Annotated in this window: 9 protein-coding genes; 2 read left to right on the top strand and 7 right to left on the bottom strand. The window is 68.3% G+C overall.

Annotated features, from left to right (window positions below; translation table 11 throughout):
* Position 1 precedes the first annotated feature (1 nt).
* The 5 genes from R9X41_RS15905 to R9X41_RS15885 form a co-directional block, all read right to left on the bottom strand.
* Positions 2 to 955 (bottom strand): ABC transporter permease, encoded by a 954-nt coding sequence (locus tag R9X41_RS15905; protein ID WP_318631413.1) that lies wholly within the window; start codon positions 953 to 955, stop codon positions 2 to 4.
* A 221-nt stretch (positions 956 to 1,176) separates the two neighbouring features.
* On the bottom strand, positions 1,177 to 2,823 hold the full coding sequence (locus R9X41_RS15900; protein ID WP_412556616.1) for an ABC transporter substrate-binding protein: 1,647 nt from the start codon (positions 2,821 to 2,823) through the stop codon (positions 1,177 to 1,179).
* A gap of 58 nt (positions 2,824 to 2,881) precedes the next feature.
* Positions 2,882 to 3,556 (bottom strand): FadR/GntR family transcriptional regulator, encoded by a 675-nt coding sequence (locus tag R9X41_RS15895; RefSeq protein ID WP_318631412.1) that lies wholly within the window; start codon positions 3,554 to 3,556, stop codon positions 2,882 to 2,884.
* A 188-nt stretch (positions 3,557 to 3,744) separates the two neighbouring features.
* A complete protein-coding gene (locus R9X41_RS15890; protein ID WP_318631411.1) occupies positions 3,745 to 4,266 on the bottom strand; it encodes an FxDxF family PEP-CTERM protein in 522 nt (173 codons plus the stop codon).
* Positions 4,267 to 4,579: 313 nt separating this feature from the next.
* Entirely contained in the window at positions 4,580 to 7,666 is a 3,087-nt protein-coding gene (locus R9X41_RS15885) for a D-2-hydroxyglutarate dehydrogenase YdiJ (protein WP_318631410.1), read from the bottom strand.
* 52 nt (positions 7,667 to 7,718) lie between these two features.
* On the opposite strand from R9X41_RS15885, the gene R9X41_RS15880 reads away from it, so the two are divergent.
* Entirely contained in the window at positions 7,719 to 8,519 is an 801-nt protein-coding gene (locus tag R9X41_RS15880; RefSeq protein WP_318631409.1) for a FadR/GntR family transcriptional regulator, read from the top strand.
* On the opposite strand, the gene gcvA is transcribed toward R9X41_RS15880, so the two are convergent.
* Positions 8,402 to 9,325, bottom strand: a complete 924-nt coding sequence (gcvA, locus tag R9X41_RS15875) for a transcriptional regulator GcvA (RefSeq protein WP_318635255.1) — start codon at positions 9,323 to 9,325, stop codon at positions 8,402 to 8,404. The genes R9X41_RS15880 and gcvA overlap by 118 nt on opposite strands.
* Before the next feature lie 175 nt (positions 9,326 to 9,500).
* Between gcvA and R9X41_RS15870 the strand changes: the two genes are divergently transcribed.
* Positions 9,501 to 10,892 carry a 2-oxoadipate dioxygenase/decarboxylase HglS gene (locus R9X41_RS15870; protein WP_318631408.1) on the top strand — a complete coding sequence of 464 codons (1,392 nt, stop codon included), beginning with the start codon at positions 9,501 to 9,503 and terminating at the stop codon, positions 10,890 to 10,892.
* Between the two features lie 10 nt (positions 10,893 to 10,902).
* On the opposite strand, the gene R9X41_RS15865 is transcribed toward R9X41_RS15870, so the two are convergent.
* On the bottom strand, positions 10,903 to 11,766 hold the full coding sequence (locus tag R9X41_RS15865; RefSeq protein WP_318631407.1) for an ABC transporter substrate-binding protein: 864 nt from the start codon (positions 11,764 to 11,766) through the stop codon (positions 10,903 to 10,905).
* Positions 11,767 to 11,957 lie beyond the last annotated feature (191 nt).

The following is an 11,957-nucleotide window of genomic DNA, read 5'->3' as shown; positions in this document are numbered from 1 at the left end:
GTCAGCTCCTTTCGATGCGGGGGTCGAAGACGGTCTGCAGCACGTCGACGATCAGGTTGAGGGACACGAAGAACAGCGCCAGCACCAGAATGGTTCCCTGCAGCAGCGGCAGGTCGCGCTGGAAGATCGCCTGGTTGAGCAGAAAGCCGGTCCCGGGCCAGGAGAAGACGGTCTCGATGAGGATGGAGCCGCCCAGCAGGTAGCCCAGCTGCAGGCCCATCACCGCCAGCGCGGTGGGCGCGCAGTTCTTGACCACGTGCTTGAACACGCCGAACTCGCCCAGGCCGCGTGCGCGCAGGCCGATGACGAATTCCTGCGACAGGATCTCGGCCACCAGCGCGCGCACGGTGCGCGCCACGATGCCCATCGGGATGAAGGACATGGTGATGGCCGGCAGCAGCATGTACTGCACGTGCTCGAAGTCCCAGGCCCAGGAGCCCGAGCCGCCGGGCCCGGCGCCGGTGGCCGGCAGCCACTGCAGCTGGGCCGAGAAGATGATGACCATCACCATGCCCAGCCAGTAGTGCGGCACGCTCACGCCGATCACCGAGATGAAGCTGGCGATGCGATCGGCCCAGGAGTTGCGGAAATACCCGGCCACGAAGCCGAACAGGCAGCCGAAGAAGAAGCCGATGAGCGTGGCCATGATGGCCAGCATGAAGGTGTTGCCGACGGCCTTGAAGACCTCGCCGGTCACCGGCCGGCTGGTGGCGATGGAGGTGCCCAGGTCGCCGTGCAGCGCACGCCAGAGCCAGTGCACGAACTGCTCGGGCAGGCTGCGGTCGAAGCCATAGAGCTTCATCATCTGCGCCTGCAGATCGGCCGACGCGTCCGGCGGCAGGATGGACACCAGCGGATCGCCCGGCGCGATGTGCACCAGCATGAAACACAGGAAGGACACGCCCAGCATGATGGGCAGTGCATACCCCGCGCGACGAAGAAGATAGGCAATCATGGGGCGAACCTCTTTTAGTTATCGATCAGAAAAGCGGCAGGCGCCAAGCGCCGTACCGCTTGCCCTGGAACGTCGCGGACCGGCTTTGCCGGTCCGCCAGCGTTGCCCCCTGAAAGGGGGTAGGCGAAGACACGAAGTGCGTAGCCTGGGGGTGAGCCAAGCCCTCCAGCGTTGCCCCTGAAAGGGGGTTGGCGGCTACACGAAGTGAGCAAGCCTGGGGGTCAGTTCAAGTCCATCGTCGCGATGTCGATGAACCACGACTGCGGCTGCACCACACCCTTGACCTTGGGCGACATGGCACGCGGGCCCACGTCGTGCGCCACGAACAGCATCGGCGCTTCTTCCACGATGCGCGCATGCAACTGGGCCAGCACCGCGTCGCGCTGCTTCTCGTCGAAAGTGGTGCGGGCCTTGTCCGACAACGCATCGGTCTCGGGGTTGCTGTAGAAGCCCCAGTTGTTGGCGACCGGCGGTTGCGCCTTGGTGCTGACGAAGCGGACCATCGCCAGGAACGGATCCACCGTAGCGGCGCTGACGTTGGTCGCGTGCGAGCCGTGCGCGCTCGGATCCTTGGCGCCGAGACGCCAGCTGGAGAACAGCGTGTTCCACTCGACGACGTCGAACTGCACGTCGAAATAGCACTCCTTCAGGCTCTGCTGCATGAACTCGTTCATCGGCAGCGGCTGCATCTGGCCGGAGCCCGAGGCCGAGGTCTGGATCTTCACCTTGACCGGCTTGGCGGCGGAATAGCCGGCTTCCTGCATCAGCTTCTGAGCGGCGGGCACGTCGTACTTGATCTGGAAGCTGGGCGTGCCACGCCACGGGTTGCCCGGCTCGACGATGCCGGTGGCCTCGACCATCAGGCCGCCGAGCAGTTCCTTCATGGCGGTGCGGTTGATGCACAGGTTGGCGGCCTGGCGCACCTTCTTGTCCTTGAAGGGCGAGTCCGGCAGCATGGAGAACTGCCACGGCCACAGGTGCGGCTGGATATTGGAGTACAGCTTGAAGCCGCGGGCCTTGATCGCGTCGAGCGAGTCCGGTGCCGGTGCCTCGATCCAGTCGACCTGGCCGGACATCAGCGCGGCGGTGCGCGAGCTGGCCTCGGGCAGGGGCAGCAGCACCACGCGGTCGATCTTGGGGCGGCGCTTGGCGTCCCAGTACTCGGTGTTCTTCACCAGTTCCAGGCGCTCACGCGGCACGAACTTGGCCTGCTTGAACGGGCCGGTGCCCGACGAATCGGCGGCGAAGGCGGCCCAGGCCTGCTTGCTGCGCTCTGCCTTGTCGGTGACCGAGGCCGGCACCGCGGCCAGCTTCTTGGCCCACTGCGCGGGCGAGGCCATGAACAGGTTGGTCAGGTTGAAGGGCAGGAAGGAATCCGGCTCGGAGGTGGTCAGCTCCACCGTCAGGTCGTCGATCTTGCGGGCGCTGCGCAGCGTGGGCATGCGCGAGGCGGTGACGCCGACCTGGGCGGCGTCGTACTGCGGGGCATCCTTGTCGAGCACCTTGCCGATGTTCCACACCACCGCGTCGGCATTGAAGGCCGAGCCGTCGTGGAACTTCACGCCGGGGCGCAGCTTGAAGATCCACTTGGTCTTGTCGGCATCGGTCACCGACCAGGACACGGCCAGGTCGGGGATCACGCCGGCGGGCTTGGTGGTGGCGGTGAGGTCCCACTGGGTGAGGCCGTCGTACATGGGGATGCCGGTGAAGCGGTTGCCCTCGTAGCCCTGATCGGGCTGGCCCGAGGTGCGGGGAATGTCGCCCGCGGTCATGGCGATGCGCAAGACTTTCTCTTGGGCCTGGGCGGCGGACATGCCGGCGCCGAGCAGGCATGCCAGAACGATTGCGGTGGGCTTGACGATCTTCATGAACTTTCCTGGAGGAGGTGACGAAACGGGGGGAAGCTGAAAGAAGCGGAAGCGGTGCTCAAGGCTCGACAAAAACCAGGCCGAGGGTGCGGGCCGATGCCCGCAGGTGCTGCTGCATCGCCAGCCGAGCGCCGTCGGCGTCGCCCAGGCAGATGGCGGCGGCGATGGCGCGGTGCTCGCGCAGCACGTCGTGGATGCGGTCGGCCTCGGCGAAAGGCAGGGCCACGGCACGGCCGATGTCGGGCTCGAAGCTCGACATCAGGCCTACCAGGTGGCCGTTGCCCGACAGCGCGGCGATCAGGTGGTGGAAATCGAGGTCGGCCGTCGAGGCGCTCACCATGTCGCTGGTGAGCGCGGCGTCTTCCAGGCGGGCCTGCACGCCCCACAGGCGCGGTGCCTGGTCGGCGCGCATGTTGCGTGCGGCCAGGGCTGCGGTGGCCGGCTCCATGCAGAAGCGAAATTGCCAGAGCTGCTGCAGGTCGGCGGCGTCGCCCGGCGTGAAAGGCAGCGGCGCCACCTGCCGGCTGCCGCGCGTGACCAGCGTGCCCTTGCCCGGCATGGACCGCACCAGGCCCAACGCTTCGAGCATCGACAAGGCCTCGCGCAGCGAAGCGCGGCTGATGCCCATCGACTCCGCCAGTTCGCGTTGCCCGGGCAGCATGTTTCCGGGCGCGAAGGTGCCGCTGGAGATCTGCCGCTGCAGGGTCTGCGCCGCGAGGCTGGTCATGCTCATGCGCGGGGTTCGGCTTGCTTGGTTGGACCGGTCATACCAGTGCTTAGCAAGCGATGTGCCACGGCCGGCGGGTGGTTGGCGCACCAAGGCGGAACACCCGCCAAAAGAAAACGGGCCGCACAAGGCGGCCCGTCGTTTTCGGAGTGGGCTGCTCGCCGGCTGGGCCGGCGGCGCGTCACTCAGCCTTATCAGGCTTGGGTGTTCTTTTGACGGCGACGTGCGACGAAGCCCATCACGCCCAGGCCAGCCAGCAGCATGGCGTAGGTTTCGGGTTCCGGAACCGGAGCCAGTTGAATGATGGAGGTGTAGCCGGTGGGCAGGGTCTTGGCGTCGCCGGTCACGACCAGGGTGTAGGCCTTGGAAGCCAGACCAGATGCGTATTCCAGCGTCAGCGAGTTGCCACCGCTGGTGGTGCCCAGCAGGCCGGTCAGGGTGCTGCCGGCGGTGAAGCTGCCGGAATACAGGGAGATGCTTTCCAGGTTCAGGCCGTGCTTGGCGATGTACACGGATTGAGCGGCCAGAGCGGCAGCCGAGTTGTCTGCCACCGTGAACTGCAGGTAGTCGGTGAACTTGCCCAGGCTAGTGGCGGCAAAGGTGTTGGACGCGAAGCTGTCGATCGTGCCCAGGTTGTAGGTGGCGGCTTGGGCAGACACGCCCATAGCCAGGGTCACAGCGGCGGCGAGAGCGAACTTCTTGAACACGTTGGTCATGGCGGTCTTTCGAGGGTTAAGGAGATTGGTTGTTGAAACAGGTGCGAACTAAATGTCACATATGAGCTTACCAGCCTCAATAGACCGAATGGACCAATGCAAGAGGCTCGATAGCTTTTCTGATAGTCCGTTGGGGCCTTTTCCTACAGGAATTGGCGAGACCCATTTTAGGAATATCTGTTAACGCATTGATCTAAATAGATAATTTTAAAAGCAATCGCCCATTCCGACATTTTGTGACTTATTTCATGGTTTCCCCATTTTTGGGCGACGAGCGCGCTTTCCACGACACACCTTGTTGCGGGACGCCCGATCACAGCGCATGAGCTTGGCCCTGTTTTACAAAAGCCAGTAGCACTTCGAGCGGATGGCGCAACCGCACGCCGCGCTGACGATCGGCCTGGCTGCGGCACGAATAGCCCGTGGCCAGCAGTTCTTCGGAGGCCGTGCGCTCGTCGACGATGCGCCCCCACGACTGCTCGAAGATGCGCTCCGAGGTCTGCCGGTTGCGAGTTTCGTGGCCGTAGGTGCCCGACATGCCGCAGCAGCCGCTGGCCTGCAGCGACAGCGTCAGCCCGAACCGGGCGAACACCGCCTTCCATTGGCCGGGGCTGGCCGGCGTGGTGGTCTTCTCGGTGCAGTGGCTCAGCAGGCGGAAGGCGTAAGCGGCGTTATCTGGAGACACCGCCTCCCCGAGCGATGCCTCGGCCAGCCATTCCTGGGGCAGCAGCACCGGGGGGCAGGCGGCGGCGCTTTCGGTCTTGCGGTATTCCTGCCGGTAGACCAGCGTCATCGCGGGATCCAGCCCGACCAGCGCGATGCCGAAGGCGGCCAGCTCGGCCAGCTGCGCCGCATTGCGCCCGGCGGCGCGGTCGAAGGCGGCCAGAAAGCCTTGCACCTGCAGCGGCTTGCCGTTGGGCCGGAACGGCGCCAGGTACACGGTGTAGCCCAGCCGTGCGGCGAGTTCGATCCAGGCGGCGGCCAGCGGCGTCTCGAAATACCGGGTGAAGGCGTCCTGCACCAGGATCACCGAGCGCGCGCGCTGCGCGGCCGACAGCGCGGACAAGGTCGCGGCGCTGGCCGGGCGCACCTGCCAGCGGCGCAGGGTGGCGCCGAAGTCGTAGCGGCTGAGCAGTGGGCTGTCGACCATGCCGGCGTGGTGTTCGAGCCAGCGCGCGACCGGCGCCGAAGCGATCAGCCTGTTGTACAGCCAGGGTGCCCGCGCCATCCACGGCACGGTCGATTCGAGCGAGCCGATGAGGTAGTCCTTCAACGGGCGCAGATAGCGCTGGTGGTAGAGCTGGAGGAAGCGCGAACGGAACTCCGGCACGCTCACCTTCACCGGGCATTGCCCCGCGCAGGACTTGCAGGCCAGGCAGCCGGCCATGGCGTCGTACACCTGGTGCGAAAAGTCCGGCGTGCCCGCGCGCTGGGCGCGGCTGTTGCGCCAGCGCGCGGGCAGGCTGGCCAGAAACGAGGCCGGCCGGCGTCGGGCTTCCAGCACGTCGATGCCGGCGGCGCCCTGCAGCCGCAGCCATTCGCGCATCAGCGAGGCCCGGCCCTTGGGCGAATGGATGCGTTCGCGGGTGGCTTTCCACGACGGGCACATGGCGTCGTCGGGATCGAAGTTGTAGCAGGCACCGTTGCCGTTGCAGTGCATGGCCGCGCCGTAGGACTGCCAGACCCGCTCGTCGATCTGCCGGTCGGCCTCGCCGCGCAGGGGCACTTCGTCGATCTTCAGCAGCGTGCCGCCGCCGGCCGCCGGCGTGGCGATCTTGCCGGGGTTCAATTGGTTGAAAGGATCGAACGCGGTCTTGAGCGACTGCAGCGCCGGATACAGCTCACCGAAGAAGGCGGGCGAATATTCCGAACGCACGCCCTTGCCGTGCTCGCCCCACAGCAGCCCGCCGTACTTGCGGGTGAGGGCGGCCACGCCGTCGGAGATGGGGCGCACCAGCGCAGCCTGTGCCGGGTCTTTCATGTCGAGCGACGGGCGCACGTGCAGCACGCCGGCGTCGACGTGGCCGAACATGCCGTAGGTGAGGCCGTGGCCGTCGAGCAGGGCGCGGAACTCGGCGATGTAGTCGGCCAGGTGCTCCGGCGGAACGGCGGTGTCTTCGACGAAAGGCTGCGGCCGCACTTCGCCGTCGACATTGCCGAGCAGCCCGACCGAACGCTTGCGCATCGCATACACCCGCTCCACCGCCGCATGGCCCGCGGCCAGGGTGTGGCCGAGGCGCTCCACGCTCCGGTCGGCCTGCAGGTGGGCGACGAATGCGTCGACCCGCGCGCGGAGCTCGGCCTCGTCGTCGCCGCTGAATTCCACCAGGTTGATGCCGCGCGTGGGTCGTTGCTCGTCGGCGGGAAAGTATTCGGCCACGCCGTTCCAGACGATGTCGTTCATGGCCAGCATCAGCACGCGCGAATCCACCGTCTCGATCGACAGCGGCTTCAGGGCCATCAGCGCGCGGGCATCGCGCAGCGCGTCCATGAAGCCGGCGTAGCGGATGTTCACCAGCACCGAATGCTTCGGGATCGGCAGCACGTTGAGCGTGGCCTCCACCAGGAAGCCGAGCGAGCCTTCGGAGCCGCAGAGCACGCTGTTGAGGTTGAAACGGCCGTCGGCCTCGCGCAGGTGCGCCAGGTCGTAGCCGGTGAGGCAGCGGTTGAGCGGCGGAAACACCGCGTCGATGAGCGTCTGCTGCTCGCGCTGGATCTTCTCGGCCGCGCGGTATGCATCACCGACGCGGCCCGGCTGGGCGCAGAGGCGCGCCAGCGTCGCATCGTCGATGGCCTCGCTGTGCAGCATCTCGCCGCCGGGCAGCACGCAGTCGAGCGCCAGCACGTGGTCGCGGGTCTTGCCGTAGGTGCAGCTGCCCTGTCCGCTGGCGTCGGTGCTGACCATGCCGCCGATGGTGGCGCGGTTGGAGGTGGACAGTTCCGGCGCGAAGAACAGGCCGTGCGGACGCAGCGCGGCGTTGAGCTGATCTTTCACCACGCCGGCCTGCGCGCGGACCCGGCGGGCGGCGGGGTCGATCTCCAGGATGCGGTTCATGTGGCGCGACAGGTCGACCACGATGCCGGCGGTGAGCGACTGGCCGTTGGTGCCGGTGCCGCCGCCGCGCGGTGCCAGGGCGATACGGCGCCAGGCGGGCTGGTCGATCAGCCGGGCCAGGTGCTGCACATCGGTGCTGTCTTTGGGGTAGATCACGGCCTGCGGCAGGCGCTGGTAGATGGAGTTGTCGGTGGCCAGCACCAGGCGCTCGCCGTGCGCATCGCCGATTTCGCCGCGAAAGCCGGCAGCCCGCAGCGCCAGCAGAAAGTCGCGGTAGAGCGTGGCCGTGGGTACGGGTGGATCAATACGGGCGATCTGATGGAGATGGCCGGTGGGCGTCTTCATATTCATAATACGTAAGATCATAGTATGAGTTTGCCTGCGGTATCTTCGCCCCATGACCCTCGTTTCCACCTCCCTGCCGGAACGGCTGGTGCAGGCTTTTTCGGCAGACATCGCCGCCGGCCGATACCCCGTCGGCGCGAAACTGCCGACCGAGCCCGCGCTCTGCAGCCATTACGGCGTTAGCCGCACCGTGTTGCGCGAGGCGATGGCGCGCATGAAATCCGACGGTCTGATCGATACCCAGCAGGGGCGCGGCAGCTTCGTGCTGGCGACTTCGGCGCGCACGCCGTTCCGCTTCGAGGCACCGTCGGCGCAATCGACCGAAAGCATCCTGGAGCTGGCCGAGCTGCGTCTGGGCGTTGAAGGGACGGCGGCCGCCCTGGCCGCCACACGTCGCACGCCGGCGCAGCTGGAACGACTCAAGCGTTGCCTCGACGACATGGCCGAGGCGCTGGCCGCCGGCACCAGCGGCAGCGAGGCCGACCTGGAGTTTCACCGCACCATCGCCGAGGCCACCGGCAACCGCCACTACGGCATGTTCATGGCCTATCTGCGCAGCTTCTATGCGGTGGCGATCGACGTGTCGCGCAGCCGCAGCGCACGCGACGATGGCCTGTCCCAGCAGGCGCAGGACGAACACCGGGCGGTGTACCAGGCCATCGCCGACGGTGACGCGGCGGCGGCCGAACAGGCGATTCAGCGCCACATCCGTTCCGCGTCCCGGCGGCTGGCCGATCAGCCGGCGTCGGCGGGGTCGTCACCGGCCGATGCGGCGGCTTCGTCCAGCAACCAGCGCCGGAAAGCCAGCACCAGCGGCTCGCTGGCCCGTGATTCGGGCATGACGAACCAATAGGCAGCGTCCGAGCGCAAGGCCTGGTCGAACAGCACCTCCAGCCGGCCGCTCTGCAGCAGGTCAGACACCAGCAGGCGCGAGACCAGCGCCACACCCAGCCCGCTGGCAGCGGCCTGCGCCAGCATGGAGAACTGCTCGAATCGCGGGCCGCGCATCGCGTCGTTCGCCTCGACCCCGGCCTGGGCGAACCAGTCGCCCCACTGCGATGGCCGCGAAGCCTGCTGCAACAGCCGCACGCCGGCGAGATCGGCCGGCTGCCGCAGCCCGTGTTCCGCGCGAAAAGCCGGGCTGCACACCGGCACCACTGCTTCGCGCATCAGATAGTCGCAGCTGGCGCCGGGCCAGAAGTCGTCGCCGAAATGGATCGCCGCGTCGAAGGGCTCGCGCTCGAAGTCGAAAGGCTCGGAGCGGGTGGAGAAGTTCACCGTGACGTCCGGATGCGCCCGCGCGAACCCCGGCATGCGCGGAATCAGCCACTCGGTGCCGAAGGTCGGCAGCACGGCGAGCTCTAGCACCTCACCGGTGCCGCCGAAGGTCATCGCCCGCTGCGTGGCGGCCGAGAGGGCGTCGAAGTGCTGGCGCAGCTCGGCGGCGTAGATGCGGCCGGCGTCGGTGAGCAGCACGCGCTGGCGCACCCGGTGGAAGAGGGCGCAGCCGAGCTGGTCCTCGAGCTGCGCCACCTGCCGCGACACCGCGCTCTGCGTGAGGTGTAGCTCCTGCGCCGCGCGCGAGATGCTGCCGTGGCGGGCGGTGCTTTCGAAGGCCATCAGCCAAGTGGTGGGCGGCAGCAGTTCGCGTTTGTACATCATGCGGTGCGGGCATTACCCGGTGGTGCTTTCGTGGGGTCGAGCATCGTACAGGCCACGGATCCGGCGGGAACTTCATGCTGGTGGTGCATGAAGTTCTTCCGATTCCTCGCTATCGCAAAGGCTCGGCCGCTGCGATAGTGCGCAGATTTCCAGCCGACCGCGCTCGCCCACCATGAACACCGCCACCAAGCTCCATCCCGACGACGTCCGTGCCGCTTTCTCGCGCGCGCTCTCGGACATGTACAAAACCGAAGTGCCCCAATACGGCACCCTGCTGGAGCTGGTGGCCGACATCAACGCCGAGGTGATCCGCCGCGACGGCCCGCTCAGCACCGGCCCCCACGCCGACGAGGAACGTCAGCGCCTGGGCGTGGAGCGCCACGGCGCGATCCGCCTGGGCACGGCCGAAGAGCTCGCCACCATGCGCCGCCTGTTCGCGGTGATGGGCATGGTGCCGGTCGGCTACTACGACCTGTCGGTGGCGGGCGTGCCGGTGCACGCCACCGCCTTCCGCACCACCGACGAGGCCTCGCTGCGCCGCAACCCGTTCCGGGTGTTCACCTCGCTGCTGCGCCTGGACCTGATCGACGATGTCGCCCTGCGCGAACGTGCCGCCGCCATCCTGGAGCGACGCGACATCTACACCGCACGCTGCCGTGCGCTCATCGCCATCGCCGAGCGCGAGGGCGGCCTCGACGCCGCGCAGGCGGCCGAGTTCGTCGCCCAGGCGCTGGAGACCTTCCGCTGGCACCACGACGCCACGGTCGACGCCGACACCTACCGCGAGCTGCGCTCCAAGCATCCGCTGATCGCCGACGTGGTGTGCTTCAAGGGGCCGCACATCAACCACCTCACGCCCCGCGTGCTCGACATCGACGCCGCCCAGGCCGCCATGCACGGCCGGGGCATGAAGGCCAAGGATTCCATCGAAGGCCCGCCGCGGCGCGGCTGCCCGATCCTGCTGCGGCAGACGAGCTTTCTGGCGCTGGAAGAGCCGATCCGCTTCGTCGGCGCCCAGGGCGACGGCACCCACACCGCGCGCTTCGGCGAGATCGAGCAGCGCGGCTGCGCGCTCACCCCCGCCGGCCGCGAGCGCTACGACGCGCTGCTGCAGCAGTCGCGCGAGGCCGGCAAGACGGCGCCGGACAAGGGCCGGGCGCTGGCCGAAACGTTCGCCGCCTTCCCTGACGACCTCGCCACGCTGCACAGCGAAGGCCTGGCCTACGTGCGTTGGCAGGTGCCGGCCGAGCGCCTGGCGTCGCGCGAGCGGCCCGCGCCCGGCCAATCGGCCGCCGAATTGCTGGCCGGAGGCTGGCTGGCCATCGAGCCGCTGATCTACGAAGATTTCCTGCCGGTGAGCGCGGCCGGCATCTTCCGCTCCAACCTGGGCTCGGAAGGCCAGGCGGCCTACGACGGCGGCGGCAACCGGGGCGCGTTCGAACGCGACCTCGGCGCGCCGGTCGCCGACGAGTTCGCGCTCTACGAAGCCACCGAGCAGCAGTCGCTGCAGGCAGCACTGGCCCGGCTCGCAGGCGCCGAGGCGACGTCGACCCAGGCCGCCTGAGGCCGATCCCTCAGGCCGGCGGCGCCACCTGCGCGCCGTCGATGCGGTGCCGCTCCAGCGCCCGGGCGACGAAGCCGCTCGCCTTCATCTCTTCCACATAACGGCGCAGCGCCTCGCGCGCCAGCGGCGGCCGGCCCGCCGGTACGCCCATCGCCTGCTCGATCACCATGAATCGGCCCGGCAACAGGCGCACGCCACCGACGCGACGGGCATCGGCTTCGAGCTGCTGGCGCACGCCGGCGGCCACGTCGAGCCGCTGGCTCATGAACTGGTCCACCACCATCGGCGAGGTCGGCGTGCGCACCAGCGTCGCGCGCTTTATCTCGCGGGTCAGGAACAGATCGTAGGCGCTGCCCTTGCCGACCGCCACGGTGCGGCCCTCGCGGTCGACCTGGTCGTTGGCGATGAGCGGCGAATCGTTGCGCACCAGATAGGCACCTTCGATCACCACGTAGGCGGCAGTGAAGTCCACGCCCTCGCCGCGCAGCGGGTCGATGGCGAAGAAACCGATGTCGGCGCCGCCGCCGCGCACCACCTCCACCGAACGGCCGGCCGAGTCCACTGCCAAGAGATCCAGCGGCACCCCCAGGCGGCGGGCGAGTTCGCGCGCCAGGTCCACCGACACGCCCGAGAGTTCGCCGCTGGCCTTGTCGCGGCCGGCGAGCACCGGGTTGCCGAGATTGATCGACGCGCGCAGCCGCCCGGTCGGCGCCAGGGCAGCGATGGCCTCGGGCGTGGCCTGGAAGCCGGCCCCGCGGGGCGTCGACGGCCCGGCGCAGGCGGCGAGCAAGGGCAGCAGCAGGGCGGCGGTGGCCAGTCGGCGGTCGGGGAGGCGAGGAAACGGAGGAAGTGATGCGAAGCGGGGCGATGTCATGGCCGGTGGCTTGGTGAGACAGGGCTGCCCACTGTGCCAGAGGGTGCGTCTGGCGGCTCGCGGACATTCCCGGGGCGCTGCCGGCGACGCCTTTCGATGCCGGCGCGCAGCCGTTCGACCGCGGCACCCATACGTCATCTGCCTTGTCGGAGGCACGCGCGCCCTTGGCCTATGTTCGGCGCCACGCCTGG

Origin of the sequence: Xylophilus sp. GOD-11R (assembly GCF_033546935.1) — a bacterium.
GTDB lineage: Bacteria > Pseudomonadota > Gammaproteobacteria > Burkholderiales > Burkholderiaceae_C > Xylophilus.
Note: the sequence above shows the minus strand (reverse complement) of the source record. Positions and strands in the feature narration are given on the sequence as shown.

Coding starts and splice junctions, on each gene's coding strand:
- R9X41_RS15895 (WP_318631412.1), bottom strand. CDS start 3,556: ATGAGCATGACCAGCCTCGCGGCGCAGACCCTGCAGCGGCAGATCTCC.
- R9X41_RS15890 (WP_318631411.1), bottom strand. CDS start 4,266: ATGACCAACGTGTTCAAGAAGTTCGCTCTCGCCGCCGCTGTGACCCTG.
- R9X41_RS15880 (WP_318631409.1), top strand. CDS start 7,719: ATGACCCTCGTTTCCACCTCCCTGCCGGAACGGCTGGTGCAGGCTTTT.
- R9X41_RS15900 (WP_412556616.1), bottom strand. CDS start 2,823: ATGAAGATCGTCAAGCCCACCGCAATCGTTCTGGCATGCCTGCTCGGC.
- R9X41_RS15885 (WP_318631410.1), bottom strand. CDS start 7,666: ATGAAGACGCCCACCGGCCATCTCCATCAGATCGCCCGTATTGATCCA.
- R9X41_RS15870 (WP_318631408.1), top strand. CDS start 9,501: ATGAACACCGCCACCAAGCTCCATCCCGACGACGTCCGTGCCGCTTTC.
- R9X41_RS15905 (WP_318631413.1), bottom strand. CDS start 955: ATGATTGCCTATCTTCTTCGTCGCGCGGGGTATGCACTGCCCATCATG.
- gcvA (WP_318635255.1), bottom strand. CDS start 9,325: ATGTACAAACGCGAACTGCTGCCGCCCACCACTTGGCTGATGGCCTTC.
- R9X41_RS15865 (WP_318631407.1), bottom strand. CDS start 11,766: ATGACATCGCCCCGCTTCGCATCACTTCCTCCGTTTCCTCGCCTCCCC.